This is a genomic window from Vibrio ziniensis (assembly GCF_011064285.1).
Taxonomy (GTDB): domain Bacteria; phylum Pseudomonadota; class Gammaproteobacteria; order Enterobacterales; family Vibrionaceae; genus Vibrio; species Vibrio ziniensis.
On sequence record NZ_CP049332.1, the window covers coordinates 1,378,648 to 1,394,880 of the forward strand.

At 43.7% G+C, this 16,233-nt stretch carries 17 protein-coding genes and 1 pseudogene; 2 read left to right on the forward strand and 16 right to left on the reverse strand.

Annotation, left to right across the window (positions count from 1 at the left end):
* Positions 1–82 precede the first annotated feature (82 nt).
* From G5S32_RS21175 to rutR, 15 genes and pseudogenes are all read right to left on the reverse strand, one after another.
* Complete coding sequence (locus G5S32_RS21175; RefSeq protein ID WP_165314106.1) at positions 83–868, reverse strand: dimethyl sulfoxide reductase anchor subunit family protein; 786 nt, start codon at positions 866–868, stop codon at positions 83–85.
* Positions 869–870: 2 nt separating this feature from the next.
* The gene (locus tag G5S32_RS21180) at positions 871–1,491 is read right to left on the reverse strand and encodes a DMSO/selenate family reductase complex B subunit (RefSeq protein ID WP_165314107.1); all 621 of its coding nucleotides are present in this window, start codon (positions 1,489–1,491) and stop codon (positions 871–873) included.
* A gap of 17 nt (positions 1,492–1,508) precedes the next feature.
* Positions 1,509–3,932: a DMSO/selenate family reductase complex A subunit gene (locus G5S32_RS21185; RefSeq protein WP_165314108.1), complete on the reverse strand. Its 2,424-nt coding sequence runs from the start codon at positions 3,930–3,932 to the stop codon at positions 1,509–1,511.
* A gap of 38 nt (positions 3,933–3,970) precedes the next feature.
* Complete coding sequence (locus tag G5S32_RS21755) at positions 3,971–4,456, reverse strand: 4Fe-4S binding protein (RefSeq protein ID WP_165314235.1); 486 nt, start codon at positions 4,454–4,456, stop codon at positions 3,971–3,973.
* A gap of 228 nt (positions 4,457–4,684) precedes the next feature.
* Positions 4,685–5,293 (reverse strand): annotated as a pseudogene (gene ribB / locus G5S32_RS21195) (3,4-dihydroxy-2-butanone-4-phosphate synthase); the annotation flags it as partial.
* A gap of 49 nt (positions 5,294–5,342) precedes the next feature.
* A complete protein-coding gene (locus G5S32_RS21200; protein WP_165314110.1) occupies positions 5,343–6,104 on the reverse strand; it encodes an SDR family NAD(P)-dependent oxidoreductase in 762 nt (253 codons plus the stop codon).
* A gap of 73 nt (positions 6,105–6,177) precedes the next feature.
* On the reverse strand, positions 6,178–7,659 hold the full coding sequence (locus G5S32_RS21205) for an NCS1 family nucleobase:cation symporter-1 (RefSeq protein ID WP_165314111.1): 1,482 nt from the start codon (positions 7,657–7,659) through the stop codon (positions 6,178–6,180).
* Positions 7,660–7,823: 164 nt separating this feature from the next.
* Complete coding sequence (locus tag G5S32_RS21210) at positions 7,824–8,003, reverse strand: hypothetical protein (RefSeq protein ID WP_165314112.1); 180 nt, start codon at positions 8,001–8,003, stop codon at positions 7,824–7,826.
* A 76-nt stretch (positions 8,004–8,079) separates the two neighbouring features.
* Positions 8,080–8,637 carry a flavin reductase gene (locus G5S32_RS21215; RefSeq protein WP_165314113.1) on the reverse strand — a complete coding sequence of 186 codons (558 nt, stop codon included), beginning with the start codon at positions 8,635–8,637 and terminating at the stop codon, positions 8,080–8,082.
* On the reverse strand, positions 8,630–9,220 hold the full coding sequence (locus tag G5S32_RS21220; RefSeq protein WP_165314114.1) for a malonic semialdehyde reductase: 591 nt from the start codon (positions 9,218–9,220) through the stop codon (positions 8,630–8,632). The genes G5S32_RS21215 and G5S32_RS21220 overlap by 8 nt, the downstream gene beginning before the upstream one ends.
* A 12-nt stretch (positions 9,221–9,232) precedes the next feature.
* Positions 9,233–10,009: a pyrimidine utilization protein D gene (gene rutD / locus G5S32_RS21225; RefSeq protein WP_165314115.1), complete on the reverse strand. Its 777-nt coding sequence runs from the start codon at positions 10,007–10,009 to the stop codon at positions 9,233–9,235.
* Positions 10,010–10,044: 35 nt separating this feature from the next.
* Positions 10,045–10,434 (reverse strand): pyrimidine utilization protein C, encoded by a 390-nt coding sequence (gene rutC / locus G5S32_RS21230; protein ID WP_165314116.1) that lies wholly within the window; start codon positions 10,432–10,434, stop codon positions 10,045–10,047.
* Between the two features lie 10 nt (positions 10,435–10,444).
* Positions 10,445–11,155 (reverse strand): pyrimidine utilization protein B, encoded by a 711-nt coding sequence (gene rutB / locus G5S32_RS21235; protein ID WP_165314117.1) that lies wholly within the window; start codon positions 11,153–11,155, stop codon positions 10,445–10,447.
* Positions 11,152–12,243, reverse strand: a complete 1,092-nt coding sequence (rutA, locus tag G5S32_RS21240) for a pyrimidine utilization protein A (RefSeq protein ID WP_165314118.1) — start codon at positions 12,241–12,243, stop codon at positions 11,152–11,154. Before rutA ends, rutB begins: the two co-directional genes overlap by 4 nt.
* A 339-nt stretch (positions 12,244–12,582) precedes the next feature.
* Complete coding sequence (gene rutR, locus G5S32_RS21245; protein WP_165314119.1) at positions 12,583–13,266, reverse strand: HTH-type transcriptional regulator RutR; 684 nt, start codon at positions 13,264–13,266, stop codon at positions 12,583–12,585.
* 240 nt (positions 13,267–13,506) lie between these two features.
* Between rutR and G5S32_RS21250 the strand changes: the two genes are divergently transcribed.
* The gene (locus G5S32_RS21250) at positions 13,507–14,628 is read left to right on the forward strand and encodes a 5-methyltetrahydropteroyltriglutamate--homocysteine S-methyltransferase (RefSeq protein WP_165314120.1); all 1,122 of its coding nucleotides are present in this window, start codon (positions 13,507–13,509) and stop codon (positions 14,626–14,628) included.
* Positions 14,629–14,766: 138 nt separating this feature from the next.
* On the opposite strand, the gene G5S32_RS21255 is transcribed toward G5S32_RS21250, so the two are convergent.
* Positions 14,767–15,186: a rhodanese-like domain-containing protein gene (locus tag G5S32_RS21255; protein ID WP_165314121.1), complete on the reverse strand. Its 420-nt coding sequence runs from the start codon at positions 15,184–15,186 to the stop codon at positions 14,767–14,769.
* A gap of 184 nt (positions 15,187–15,370) precedes the next feature.
* On the opposite strand from G5S32_RS21255, the gene G5S32_RS21260 reads away from it, so the two are divergent.
* The gene (locus G5S32_RS21260) at positions 15,371–16,222 is read left to right on the forward strand and encodes a LysR family transcriptional regulator (RefSeq protein ID WP_165314122.1); all 852 of its coding nucleotides are present in this window, start codon (positions 15,371–15,373) and stop codon (positions 16,220–16,222) included.
* The last annotated feature ends 11 nt before the right edge of the window (positions 16,223–16,233 follow it).

A 16,233-nucleotide genomic window follows, 5' to 3' on the forward strand; every position in this document is an offset into this window, starting at 1 on the left:
AAAGGTGCAGAACAGCTTTCCTGCACCTTATTCATATAACATTTCTAATAAACAGCATACGCTATTGAACAGAGTATGACATTTACATACCAATTGCCCAAAGATCATAAAAACCAATACGACCAGCAATTTCTCCCACCACAATCAATACCGACGCTAGCGCAGCTAAGCGAGCATTTTGTGCGCCTTTAGCCATAAATGCAGCGGCAATCAACAATACTAGTCCTAGTGCCAATAACGCGTATTTTGCGCCCCAGAACAGCATGTCTTGTTGATGGAACTGTACGTTCGCTTGAGACAAGAACGAGAAATAACCTGGTGTTAACGCAAAGAGCACAACAGTCGCAACGGCAGTTAACAGCCAAGCTTTTCCGCCAATATTGTTAGCCGTCATTATCGCGCCACCACATATCACTGCTGTTAATACCATTTGCAGTGAAGTGAACGAGGTGTTCCATGCGGGGATAGTTTCAAGCTGGTAAACACTCGGAATAAGTATGATAAGAGCAAGACCTGCAATCGCACCCAAATAACCGAAAATATTCACCGTCGCTTCTGGAATGGTCCTTTTCAAATTGCCGACCACGTAGAGGAAAACTAAACCACCAAACAAACCACAGGTAATGATCTCATTACTCATTGGTGAACGTCCCATACCAAACAAAGCATTAATAGCTCGTAGCGGCTGACCTAAGTGAGTTAATGCAGAGATGCCTGCAATAATCACCATCACCAATGAAATCAAAGCGATTTTGTTTGCTTGATTCTGATTGATCTTCTTCATTGAAGAGCAGATCTGCATCAGGATAAAAGCACCTGCGGAAGCCTGCGCCAATACCGTGAAGAATACTAACGGAAGTTCTTTCATGATTAGACCTCCTGTGGATTTAAGATTGAACCCGACGTATCACCTGTTGGTCTTGCAAGCGCGTGCGCTTTAACCACTAGGTTTGGACGAGTCAAATGTGCTTTTGGTAGTGGGGCAATTTCAGCTTGTGTACCGTACTTCGCACGCAGCGTTTCGATTTCATCGAAATCCAACGCTCGTTGCGGACACGAAGCGACACAAATTGGCTTTTCACCTTTTGCGACGTATTCATAACAACCGTCACATTTTGCCATCACTTTTTTCTCTTCATCGTACTGCGGAGCACCATATGGACAACGCATTTCACAGTAACGGCAACCGATACACACATCTTGATTTACCACTACGAGACCATCTTCAGCACGTTTATGCATCGCACCACTTGGACAACCTTCAACACACGTTGGGTTATCACAATGGTTACAGCTGATAGACAAGTAGTAGTTAAAAACATCCTGATCGAAGGTGCCGTCTGCATTTTTTACCCAAGCACCACCGCCATATTCATAAACACGGCGAAGCTTTGGACCTACATCGAGATGATTGCGGTCTTTGCAGCTCACCTGACATGTTTTACAACCCGTGCATTTAGACGAGTCGACATAAAAACCATATTGAGTCATAACTTTATCCTAATTCTTTATGCACGTTTAATTTCGACAAGGTTCGAATGCTGAGGGTTACCCTTCGCCAATGGTGATGGGTGCTGTGTTGTCAACGAGTTGATACATCCACCAATATCGACACCGTTGCGATTAGGCTGATACCAAGCCCCCTGAGGAACTGCTACCACTCCCGGCATCATACGCTCAGTCACTTTGACTGGCATTTGAACTTGTCCACGGTCGTTAAAGATAATGGTCATGTCGCCATGTTTGAGCCCGCGTTGACTTGCATCCATCGGGTTCATCCAAACTTCATCAGGCACAGCTTCACGTAGCACCGCCACACTGTGGTAAGTTGAATGAGTACGACGTTTAGTGTGGAAGCCTGTCATTTGAAGCGGGAACTGTTTCATACGTTCTACATCTCCCAAACCTTCGCGAGTTGGTAGATATTCAGCAACCGCAGGAATACGGTCACCTTCAGGTAGTTCCCACTCTTTATCCAATGTAGCAAGCTGCTCAGAATAAATTTCAATTTTGCCCGAAGGTGTTGAAAGCTTATTCGCCTCGGGATCTTCTCTAAACTCTTTCAGAGCAATATGAGATTCAATGTCTGCAAGTTCACGGTCAATAATCCCCATATCATTAGTTTCACTGAACTCAGGCAAATACGGGCGTTTTTCGCGAATCTTGTTATAGCTATGCTCAATCCATTGATCGAGAGTGCGACCTTCAGTGAATTTTTCTCCAATACCCAACTTATGCGCGATATCAGCAAGGACATCGTAGTTTGGACGGTTTTCCCACAAAGGAGTAATCGTCGGCTGCATACGAATCAGGTAATGATAAGGCCCAGTCGCGTAGGAGTTGTTGACTAAGTCCGCCGCTTCTAACCACGATACATCCGGCAGCAAAATGTCCGCATAACGCGCTGAGCTAGTCATGTGGTGATCCCACACTAGGATAAATTCACACTTAGATTCATCAGATAGAATCTCGTGCGTGTGGTTGAGATCAGAGTGTTGGTTCATGGTGACGCCGCTTGAATAGTTCCAGAGGAATTTGACTCCCGTATCCAAACGTTCTTTACCTTTTACATAACTGTTTTTTGCTGTCATGTTTTCATGATCAGCGATAGCTTTTGTCCACAAGAAACATGGAATAGAAGTTTTAACTGGGTTAGGAATCGCTAGACCTGCGACTGGATAACTCGAGCTATAGCCCCAGTTACCGCTGTTAGTACCTTGGCGGCCAAATTGCTTTGTGATTACTGGCAACATCATAACAGCACGAGACGCTTGTTCACCGTTCATAGTGCGTTGTAAACCCCAGCCCTGAGAAATCCATGCAGCTTTAGCATTGAAGAGCTCACGTGCTAACTGGCGAATTCGTTTCGCAGGAATACCCGTGATAGCCGCGGCCCACTCTGGTGTTTTCTCAGTTTGGTCAGCTCCTAAACCTAAGATATAAGATTTGTAAGAAGCATTTTTCTCAGCCGAAGCTGGCAGTGTAGATTCATCCCAACCCACAGCGTATTTGTTGATGAACTCGTCATCCGCCATATCTTCTTTGATCAGTGTATGACCAATAGCTGCCACTAACGCAGCATCCGTTCCTGGACGAATAGGCAACCATTCTGCGTTCAAACCTACAACTGAATCGGTACGACGAGGGTCGATGATAATTACCTTCGCTTGGCTTTCTTCCAGAGCGCGATATATTTCCTGGATTTGACCGCCACCAGACATACGAGTTTCTGCAATGTTTTGACAGAACATCACCACCAGATCAGAGTGCTTGATTTGTGCCATGTAGCTGCCTTGTGGCTTACCGTAAACAAACGGTTCTACACGCCCAATCTGCGCTGTTGAATAAGTGTTGTGTTGCTCTAAATAGCCACCAAGAAGATTCAACAAACGTTTGCAAGCGCTACGTCCGTGCAAGTTTGCTCCTGTTGAACCAGAGCCATATTGGTAATAAATGGCTTCGTTACCATAAGTATCGATAGTATGGCGTAGCTTATCGGCGATGATCGTGGTTGCTTCATCCCAACTGATACGTTTGAACTTACCTTCACCACGTTTACCAATTCGTTTCATTGGGTATTTCAAGCGGTCAGGATTGTAAGTTTTGTAGCGATTTGAACGACCACGCAGACAAGGGCGAATTTGATGCTCACCAAATACCGAGTCATCAATACCATCTTCAGTATTAATTCGGACGATTTGATCGTCTTTCACATGAACTTTCAGTGGGCATCGACTACCACAGTTAACTAGGCAAGCACTCCATTTGATCTTTTCTTCAGCGCTGCTGCTGGAAGAATCTGCGGCTCGAGCCACTGAAGAAAATGGGATGCTTAGTCCAGACGTTAATGCAGCAGCAGTAGCGGTCGTCGCAGAGGCTTTCATAAAGCCCCTTCGAGACAACTCGCTGTCTAATAAAGTTTTATTTTTCATTGCTCTTTCCCATTTTAGTTAACCGGTTACATTTCCAGTTAATTTAATATTGATGTTGTTATTGCGTTGACAGGACAATGGTATCGGCACGAATTACAGCCATTACACAGTCCCAGATCTATCGCTGGTTTATTATTCTTTTGGACGGTTATTGCGCCAACCGGACAGCCATGCTGACATTCAGCACAGTAAAATGCAGTTTGAGGATTACAGTTCGAGGTGATTGTGGGACGAAGCTGGCAGTCGCTAACAGAATGAGAAAGCGCAGCGGTTGGACACACCTCATTACACTGATGGCAGTGAGAACAATAGCTCAATTCTAGATCGAGCTCAGCAAGCTCATTTTTAACGACGATAATACCGTTCGGGCATGCAGATACACATTCACCACACCCCGTACAGGTTTGTATAAATTTTTTTTCTTCCAACGCAGTTGGAGGACGGGGCACATTCCGAGAAACAGAATCAGACTTGTACGCATGTCGAACAATATTACGAAAGAAGTTACGTTTACCTACATCCATAACTCGCCCCCACCTACCACTTTGTGGCTATAGTGGAGCATTCCGTTCGATAACGAATTGATGAAAATCAACTCTAGATAAAGAAATGTAAATATTTGTAAATGGATAATTATCATTCTCAATATAAACTAAAGCATGAGAATAATAAGCCTTCGAAACAATTTAACTTAGAGCTAAAAATTTACATTTGAGTAAATCCTTACTCTATGCAACCAATACTTGTTGAACTTCTGTTTTTAGACGATAGGTAATCAGGTCAGCAATAGTACCGAGTTTGATGTGGTGTTGCTTTGCAAAAACTTCTAAATCTGATCGACGTGACATTGTTCCATCGACATTGAGTACTTCAATAATTGCGCAGGACGGTGCCAAGCCTGCCAATCTGGCTAAGTCACATCCAGCTTCAGTATGACCGGGACGAACTAAAACCCCGCCTTCCCGTGCGACAACAGGAAACACATGCCCCGGTGAGACCAAATCAGTCGGCTTTGAGTTTGGAAAGACAACAGTCTGAATCGTCACCGCTCTATCATGCACTGAGATTCCCGTTGTCACGCCCTTGGCTGCTTCTATAGACACCGTAAAGTTAGTGCCAAATTGTTCGGTATTGTTTTTGACCATTAAAGGAAGCTCTAGTTGCTGAGCCATCTGCTCTGTTATTGTCATGCACAGCAAACCTCTTCCTTCCGTTACCATAAAGTTGACGATTTCAGGTGTAATTTTGTCGGCGGCGACAATGATATCGCCTTCATTTTCTCTGCCTTCGTCATCCATTAGGATCACCATTTTCCCTAAACGGATATCCTCGATGATCTCTTCAATTGAACTCAGTTTCATTTTTAATTCCTTTTAAAAATACGCTGGTTTGATTCGGTGTCGGTAGAAATCAGCTTTCGCGATAGATAGCAAAAGGGTTCCACGCTTGTGCGGTCGGCATCACTTCCAATCTGTTTACACACATATGGGCTGGAAGCGTTGCAAGGTAGAACATGGTGTCGGCGATATCTTCAGCCGTTAATGCTTGCGTATTTGCATACAGAGCGTCAGACGCTGCTTGATCCCCTTTGGTTCGCACTAAAGTAAATTCCGTTTCCGCTATGCCGGGAGCGAGATCAGTCACTCGAACACCAGTCCCTAATAGGTCACAGCGCAAGTTATAACTGAACTGCTTAACAAATGCCTTGGTTGCACCGTAAACATGGCTGCCCGGATACGGCCACTGACCAGCAATTGAACCGACGTTGATAATCGACGCACCTTTACCCACTTCAATTAGAGTTGGAAGCAGCGCATGAGTAACATTCACTAACCCCGTTACGTTGGTATCAATCATGGTGTGCCAATCTTGGATATCGACTGTCTGGGCTGGGTTTGGTGATAACGCAAGACCAGCATTGTTCACCAAACAGGTTATCTTTTTAAATGATTCAGGTAATGATTTCACTAGACTATCGACGTCTTCTTTACTGCGAACATCCAACGTTTGATAGTGCACAGGAACGCTTTCACAAAGCTCTTCTGCCAATTCTTTCAGGCGTTCTTCCCGTCTTCCCGTAATCACAAGTGCCCAGCCTTCAGACGCGAATTTTCTCGCTGCTGCTCGTCCAAAACCTGACGTTGCACCAGTAATAAATACCACTTTACCCATATCAATTTATCCATTAAATCTTGAGTGAATTAAGGGTATAGGGATGAATACCCCATACCCTTCCAATAAATGTTTATGCTTTCTCTAGCTCGGTTTTCATCACAACCTGTGGTGAGAATTTACAAATAACGTAGTACAAAATCGCACCACTGAAAGCACCTGTAAACCAACCATAGTCATAGAACCAAGTCATCACATTGAAGAAAATCGCCATCATAGTGAAACAAACAGGGATGAGTAGCGCGATGAAGCCAGCCCAGTTGAATGCCGGATACGCATCTTCCTTATACAGCGCCAACACATCTAGCTTCTGCTTCTTGATGAGGAAGTAATCCACAATCATGATGCCAGCTATCGGTCCCAGTAAACTTGAGTAACCCAGTAACCAGTTAGAAATATAGGCTTCAACGCTAACGTCTGATTCGATCATGCCCACTTTTTTCATCAGTTCCCAAGCCATCATCGCAATACCGATCGCACCTGTCAGTAACACGCCTTTAGTATGGTCAATATGTTGTGGAGAAATGTTTTGGAAATCGTTGGTTGGCGAGACTATATTCGCAGCTGTGTTAGTAGATAGAGTCGCGATGACAATCATCACCATTGCAACAGCCACTAAAAACGGACTGTCTATCTGACCAATCAGTGTAATTGGGTCTGAGATTGTTTGACCAAACATGGTCTCTGATGCGGCTGTCATAACTACGCCTAGTGACGCAAACAAGAACATCGTCAGTGGCAATCCCATGATTTGCCCAATCACCTGATCTTTCTGCGATTTTGCATAGCGGCTAAAGTCAGGAATGTTCAGAGATAACGTCGCCCAGAAGCCAACCATAGCAGTCAAACCTGACATGAAATACTTCGCGAAACCATCGCCTTCAGGACGGTTTGCTGGCGTAGAAAGCAATTCGGTGTATGAGACTTTATCACTTGCCCAGAACAGCAGACCTAAAGACACAATCAGCAATAGCGGTGCTGATAGGGTTTCAAGCCACTTGATGGAGTTTGCACCTTTAAGCACAACGCCAATATTCAGCGCCCAAAAGATAAAGAAGCCAATCACCTCACCTACGCCACCTAGTGATGCCCATGCAGATGAGATCTCTGATAAAAATAGATGAATCGCCAAGCCACCAAACATGGTTTGAATACCGAACCAACCACAAGCGACAAACCCGCGAATCACACATGGTACGTTTGACCCCATAATGCCAAACGAAGAACGAAGTACGACTGGGAACGGCAAACCATATTTTGTTCCAGCGAAAGCGTTCAGCGTTAGAGGCACCAATACAATAATGTTCGCAATAAGAATGGTGAGTAGTGCCTCAACCACAGATAAACCAAAGTAGTTGGTTAATATTCCGCCCAACGTATATGTCGGCACACATATCGAAATACCCACCCACAGAGCAGCAATATTGAACTTGCTCCACGTGCGTTCTTTGATTTTGGTTGGTGCCAAATCACTATTGAAATTCTTGCTAGAAATGAGGTCTTCACCGACTTCTAACTCGTAGAATTCCCCCACTTGCTTCATTTCCGTTTTCATTTGAATCCCCTCTCTTCCTAATTGAGTTAAGGCTTGTTGACCCTAGTTATTTCCCTTCGGCTTTATGCTGCTACCTATCCAAATAAATCAAATGAACCACTAAACCACTCGTTTAATTCTGGAAAACATGAAACGTGAAGATAAAAATCACTGTTACTGATTATTCATGTACCCAAACTACTTGGAGTTGCAGGTAGGCGGCAAGTGAGTGAACCCCCATGAGCATAGATAACTATGTGATTGGGGCGAACGAACGTAGCCAACACCGCTGCAGCTTCAAGTAGGAAGGGTATATCGTTAAAACAAAATCCGTATAGGTAATACGTATCCATAGAAATCGTCATTACTCACTTCCTTTTTCTGATATCCGCCGTTACTGATATCCACTTTTAAAATAAGCCAGCTTTGCAACTCTTCCTGCTACACAAGGCTGTGATACTTACGATTGAAGTAGACAAGATTCGACGTTTTTTCAGACTGGCCAATTCCGAGCACTTCACAGAAAAACACATCGTGAGTTCCCACTGAAGTACGCGATGAAATGCGACAATCGAATACGGTTGAAGCGGCATCTAGTGCAGGCGAACCTGTGACAAACTGCTTCCATTCGACTGAGTCAAAACGTTCTGCTTGGCTCAGTTTGCTGGCAAATGCGCCAGACACCGCTTCTTGTCCCGCTGCTAGCGTGTTAACGCACAAAAACTCAGCCTTATCAAACACAGAAAATACGGATGACGAGCGGTTTAAGCACACCAACAGAGTTGGCGGAGCATCGGTAACACTTGTGACTGCGGTTGCAGTGAACCCCGCAGGTTTGCCATCTACCATTGTGGTAATAACATTTACTGAAGCACCAAGCCCAGACATGCCATCGCGGTACAGCTTTACACCTTTGTCATCTGTAGATGTGAACGGGGTAAAAGTGAGTTCGTTTTCCTTTGCTAAAGAAAACGGAATATTGATAGCCAAATTAGACATACAAACACGCCTCTTCTAAAGGTAAACGAGGTAAACGACCATACAACTTAGCTGCGTCTCCATAGCCGATGTTGATAATTAGGTTGACGCTCCAACTTGTTCCAGCAAAAAATTCCTCATCCACCGCTTTAGCGTTAAAACCAGAGAGTGGTCCAGTATCAAGCCCCATTGCTCGCGCTGCCAAAATCATATAAGCCGCCTGCATGGAGCTGTTTCTCATCGCGGTTTCTAAAGCCAATTCCTCACTAGAGGTAAACCAGCTTTTCGCATCTCCATGAGGAAAGAGTGTTGGCAATGCGTCGTAAAACTTTCGGTCATAAGCAACGATAACAGTCACCGGAGCTGTCATAGTTTTTTCTAAGTTACCGCTTGATAATGTCGGCGCTAAACGCTGCTTGCCTTCTTCAGAAGTAATAAAAACAAAGCGTGCTGGAGAGCAGTTTGCCGAAGTCGGACCTAGGCAGGTCAGTTGATATAGCTGTTCAATTTGTTCTTGGCTCACTTTCTTATCCAGCCAGCCGTTGTGCGTTCTTGCTTCTGTAAACAGTTGCTTTAACGCTGACGTATCCATCGTCTCGTTCATTCGAACGTCTCCTTAAATCTCTTTATAAAAATCAAGCATCGTTTTATTAAACGTTACAGGGTCAGACACATTGCAGGCATGTCCCCCTTTCTCTAATAAATAAAACGAAGAATGGCTGAGTTTTTTATGTAGGTTTGCCGAGCAGGAATATGGCACCAACAAGTCGTCACAGCTTGCAATAACCCCAGTGAAGCACTGAACCGAGTCAATGCTTTTAGAGATATCGAAACTTTCAACAGCACCAATCCTTCTCAATAAATTGCTTTCATTGAAAGGTGAAGAAAGAACCTTGTCTTCTTCCTCCTTCAACAGAGCAGCGTTGTTTTTCATCCATTCAGCAGGGTACAAAAACAGAGGCTGCGCCTTGAAGAACATCTCTACGCCAGAATTGAGCAGCAGAGATTTTCTAATGTCAAAACACAACTTGGTATGATCATCGGTTTTTTCCCAAGCGTTAATGAGCAATAAGCTCGACACTCTTTTGGGACAATCAGCCGCAAGTTGTAAGCCAATAAGCCCACCTAACGCATGACCGATGAAATGAACTCGTTCGCTATCTGTTTGATCCAGCAGCGTGACGACTTCCTTCGCCATGTCCGCCATGCTGTAACCTTGCGGAATATCGCCATGGCTTTGCCCTGTCCCAAAGTGGTCATAGACAATCACTCGAAATCGGCTTTTCAACAGTGGTAGCTGATGATGCCAATAATGATGAGAACCGCCCAAGCCTGAAGACAGAATCACTGTCTCTTTGTATTGCTGACCATCATCATGAATTTCGTAATACATTCGCTGCTCTACCTTCCAATGGTTTAATGGTGCTGTTAAGCCTTTCCGACATGAGCAATTGATGCAATTTCAATCAATGCTTCTTCTTTCACCAATCCACATTGAATGCAGTAACGTGCAGGTTTTTCTCCTGGGAAGAAATCCGCATACACCGCATTGATGGCAGCGTAATCAGCCCAGTTTTTAATCATGATCATGTTGAAGGTGACGTCATCCATCGTGCCGCCCGCTTCTTCAACTACCCCTCGGATCGTGTTCAACACATGACGAGCTTGAGCGGCTGCATCACCGGGAAAAACGACATTGTTTTCACTATCAAAAGGTAGCGTTCCTGAAACATACAGAACACCATCAGCCATAGAACCAGGAACATATGGGGCAAGTGGTTTACCAGTTCCAGCAGGAAGTACGGTTTGTTTAGGCATAGTAATCTCCTTATTTAGCCAAAGCGTTTGAATAATCTTCCAGAGTTGTTACCCATCCGAAGAAAGTTCGGATGTTGAGTAACGCTGCATCGTGCGCTGAGCGCGGTCCCGCCTGATGTGTGGCATCGGAAAGCACGACACCAAAGTATTCGAGATGGAAACCGTCTCTTAATGTCGATTCCACACAGACATTCGTTGCGATACCTGTGAAAACAAGATTTCGTATCCCACGCGAGCGCAGCATGGTGTCTAGGTTGGTGTTAAAGAAGCCGCTATAACGGGTTTTCGGAATAACCCAATCTCCCTGTTGAGGTTTTATCTCTTCAACTAGCTCGTAATCCCAACCGCCTTTTGAAAGAAATCGACCAGATAGCTCTGGTTGCTTACGCATCGTTTTCAGCGCGTTGGACTTATGCCAGTTTGGCGAACCTTCACCACCCGCTTCGACATACTTGTTATCCCAACCGTTTTGCAGAAAAACCACTTGAATACCCGCTTTGCGCGAGATTTCGATAGTTTTGTTGATGTTTTCAATCACAGGTCCAGTGCCGGAAACATCAAAGCCCGCCAAATCCAGATACCCTTCTTTGCTGGCATATGCGTTCTGCATATCCACCACAATCAAAGCCGTTTCACTGGCTTTAATCGCCAGATTTTCTGGTTCAGCTTTTAATACAACTTGTGGAGATTCACCTGTATTCAGTGAGTAGCCAGTAATCATGCTGCGTACGCTCCCTGAACTGTGACGTGTTGACGAGTTTTCATTAACGGTTGAATACGTTCACCAAACGCTGTGACGCCTTCAACAAACTCATCGAATGTCAGTAGAACACCACCAGTGCCTTCAACTTCATCGACTTCATCTAGGAGACGAGCAACCGTTTCGTAAGAACCCACTAACGTACCCATGTTGATGTTTACCGCTGAAGTCGGGTCAGACATTTGGCGTACGTTAGTATCGCTACCCGATTTGGTATCCTGAGCGGCTTGAACACCCAGCCATTCTAAAGCTGCGTCGTCTTTGCCTTCTTTGTAATGCTCCCATTTAGCGCGAGCCGCTTCATCTGTTTCATCAGCGATGATCATAAAGAGCACAAATGAGCTAACTTCACGGCCGGTCTTTTCTGTCGCCTCAATCAAACGGCTGGCTTGAGGTGCAAATGCTTTAGGCGTGTTGACACCTTTACCAAAAATGAAGTTGTGGTCAGCATATTTTGCTGAGAATGCCATGCCAGCATCACTAGAACCGGCACAGATGATTTTCATTTTTTCCTGAGGTTTAGGACTTACTCGGCAATCTTCCATGGTGAAGTAGTCACCTTTAAAATCTGAAGAACCGGTATCCCACAAATCGCGAAGCACTTGAGCGTATTCAGATAGGTAGTCATAACGAGAAGAGAAAAACTCATCGCCCGGCCACAAGCCCATTTGCGTGTATTCCGGCTTTTGCCAACCTGTTACCAAGTTAACGCCAAAGCGACCATGGGAGATGGAATCAATGGTGGAAGCCATACGTGCCACAATCGCTGGCGGCAACGTTAACGTTGCAGAGGTTGCGAACAACTGAATTTTTGAAGTAACAGCAGCAAGACCCGCCATCAAACTGAATGACTCTAGGTTGTGTTCCCAGAACTCTGTTTTTCCGCCGAAGCCGCGTAACTTAATCATCGATAGAGCGAAATCTAATCCGTAATGTTCTGCTCGTAATACGATCTCTTTGTTCAGGTCAAAAGTCGGCATGTATTGAGGCGCATTTTCCGAGATCAACCAACCGTTATTTCCAATAGGAATGAAGACACCAATCTGCATATAAAACTCCTTGTAATTAACCATGCATATATTTACTTCCTCGCATTGATCTAAATCAAAGTTTATGCCAATAAATTATTTGCATTAATTAACAAACAGTTAACTAATTTAGACCTCAAAAATCAGACCAAATGGTCTGTTTTAAAACATCTGGATTGGTGCAAAAGCACTAATCGAGTGCACAAAAAACGCACAACCAGAATGCAAATAGAGGTTAGGAACCAGGTTTTACACTGCGGAAATAAAGACAAAAATGGGAATCTAGAGCGATAAAAAAGTCACTTATAAGTGACCTTTTAGAGACTTCTCGAAACAACTTATTGGACGCTTAACAAGGCACTATGCAATGCCATTGAAGATGATGTTTTGGATGGACTGGCAAGTTTCTTCAAAGAATTTCTTATTGGACAGGTCTTTCCCCGTTATCGCTTTAACCTGAACACTAAAGTCTGCATAGTGCTGTGTGGTTGACCAAATTGTAAAGATCAATTGTGTGGGATCGATTGGCTTAATTTTACCTTGGCTTATCCAACGCTCGATGACTTTAGATTTTTCATCGATGATGTTTTTTAACTCACCATTGAGATAATTCTTGAGAATTGGTGCACCTTGAATGATTTCCAAACAGAACAAGCGTGAAGCTTCAGGTTGATCGCGTGACAGTTCCATCTTGAGACGAATGTAGTTTTCAATTGCGGTTTTAGGGTCGTCCACTTCATCAAAGCCAGCAATTGGCGCAAGCCAATCGTTTAGGATGTTTTCTAAGATGGTTAAATAAAGCTCTTCTTTGCTTTTGAAGTAATAGAATAAGTTTGTTTTGGAAATATCTGCGCTATTGGCAATTTGTTCGATCGTCGTTCCATGAAAACCGTATTGAGAAAACACCGCTAAAGCAGTTTCCAAAATAAACTGTCTTTTATCATCAAACTTTTTTCGTCTACGAACCCCTGGCTCAACCGTTGTACGACTTTTTTTCAACGGACTCACTTTCGTCCCTTTTAGCGATATAGCTGCTTTAGCCATCTGTCTTCCTGACACCTTCTCAATACTACTGAATTGCGGTCATACTAACACCTTCGGATGAGAATGTGTCTTTAGATCTTCGTTAATGTAAACCGCCACTCACTTGAAGCATTACGCCAACCCCCAAATTGAAAAAAACTCATGTACAACATGATCAAAATGCGATTGAGTTCATATAAATAAACATTAATCATTTAGCCATCTAGACGTATTCAGTTTTGTTTATTTAGAGGTAACAAGATGTCTGAACATATTAATCCGTTGATCACTCCTTTCTTTGCTGACCAAGTTGGTAGCCTACTACGCAGTGACAAGCTAAAAGCCGCTCGATTACAAAAGCAAAACAACGAAATCACAGCTGAGCAGTTGATAAAAATTCAGCGAGAAGAAACCCGTTTACATGTTGAGCAACAAAAGTTGGCTGGACTTACCGCTATTACTGATGGTGAATATTCAAGAGCATGGTGGCACTTTGATTTTCTTGAAGGATTAAAAGGAGTTGAAGGCTACACACCTGAAGTACCGCTTAACTTTAAAGGAACCAAACCCAAAACGCATAGTGTTAAGATCACTGATAGAATTAGCTTTGACTCCAATCACCCGTTTCTTGGCGATTTTGTGTTCCTGAACTCATTACTTCAACCAAATCAACATGTGGCCAAACAGACAATTCCAAGTCCAAACATGCTTTTTCTACGTGGGAAAAATGTGGCTGAATGCTACCAAAATAATGACGGGCTGTTCATCAACGATTTAATCCAAACCTATCAGGATGCTATTCAAGCTTTTTATGATAAAGGCTGTCGTTACCTTCAACTTGACGATACTTCTTGGGCTTCATTCTTCTCAGTTGATGGAGTGAATAGTCTCAAAGAGCAGGGATACGACACCAACAAGTTACTCGCTATTTTCGAATATTTGCTTAACGAATCGATTAAAAACAAGCCCCAGGATATGCTAGTTACAATGCACATTTGCCGAGGAAACTTCCGATCGACATACTTTGGTTCTGGGGGATATGAAGCAGCCGAAGAAACCATATTTGGTCGACTCAACGTTGATGGATTGTTCCTAGAGTTTGACGACGAACGCTCAGGCGGATTTGAACCGTTAAGACATGTGAACAGAACAGATCTGTTCATCGTATTGGGGTTAGTCACATCTAAGACGCCAGACATTGAGCCAAAGGATTACATCAAGTCTCGGATTGTTGAAGCTACAAAATACATCCCCCTTGAGCAGTTACGCTTAAGCCCACAATGTGGGTTCGCATCCACTGAAGAAGGTAACATTCTCTCAGAGCAACAACAGTGGAATAAGCTCAAACATGTTGTTGAGATTGCTAACGAAGTTTGGGGATGAAAGCCGCTAGCGAATCTGGTGACTTTGAGTGGCTCCCTTTAAGGGGGCTCACTATTTGTACTGTACCCTAACACGTCTTCCTTCCTCACGAAATCTGGCTACCTGAAATATCTACGTCACTCTTTACTTAACCAACTTTTAGCTTTGAGCCTCATCCAATCGGCGATTCACAGGGTATCGCTCGAAATCTTCCCAATACTGAATACCGCCAATCATCTCTTTAACAGCAAAGCCTAGTGCTGAGATTTTTTTTGCAGCTTTAGTCGCACCGTTGCAACCCGGTCCCCAGCAATAAACAACAAAGATTGTATCTTTAGGAAAATGAGCGAAAGACTCCGCACTAATATTGGCGTGAGGCATGCTCTCTGCAGTGATAGCGTGGCTTTTGTTGTATGCATCTACACTTCGAACATCGAGCAAAATGAACTGTTTGTTGCTCTCTTTAATATCTGCATAAACATCTGAGCAGTCGGTTTCAAAGCCCAGTTTGCTAGTAAAAAACGCGTTCGCAGTTTCACTGTCCGCGGCTGGATGGGAAAGTACATTTGATATTTTCATAGCGATTTATCTCCTTAACGCTGTTGAACCAAAACCATGTTGTTTCCTAGTTAGTGTATTAGGCATAAGTGGTGGAGAGAATTCGTAGTTTCTGAACGGAGCGTTAAGAGAAAACAAATATACTTTTGCTTCTGAAAGCCGATAATGAGCTATCGATTGTGACTTTTGGAACGCGCTGGATTACATGGAATTTTATCACCTACGCTCATTTGTCGTTGTTGCCCAAACCGGCAACTTAACCCTAGCGGCTAAGCAGCTATACACAACGCCACCAGCCGTCAGTGCACACATCAAAGCTTTAGAAGAAGAGCTGCAAGTTCCGTTGTTTGTAAGAAGTAGCAAAGGCATGACTCTCACCGAGAAAGGCGAGCTGTTACTTAAGAAGGCGCAGAAAACCTTAGATTCTGCGTTTGATTTGGTTAACACTGCGGCATCCAGTCAAGACGAAATCATCGGCACTTTTCGATTAGGAATGAATCAAAAGCCAGCTCAACTTCAGATACCTCGTCTTATTGAAAATTTACTGATAAGCACTCCCGGCATTACTCTTCAAATCCAACCCGTGTCTTCAGGTAAAACAATTGAAGCGATTCGAAATGAAGAGCTGGATGGCGGTTTTATTTATGGAGAAATACCTAGTGATTTAGCCGCCATGAAAATAAAATCGCAAAGGATAACCACCATAGCACCATTTGGTTTTGTTTCTAATGCACCTTTAGAAACTGAACGTTGGATCACAATGGGGTACTACTGCCCATTCGATATCTTTCTAAAATCAAAGTTAGGAAGAGAGATCAATGCCATTACTAGCAGCGACGATGACGCAACAAGATTAGAGCTAGTAAAAAGTGGTTTGGGTATCAGTTTCTATGAGTTGGAAGACGCACAGACACATGCGCAAAACAATGAAATCACCCTCCTTTCTGAGCTCGATTTTGACGCCGAACTCTACTTTGTTGTCGCACAAAACAAAGCAAGCTCACCGATTACTAAAGCTGTGTTGCAAGAGCTCAGTACTCTTTGGAATATTAACTAACCTTTATCAAC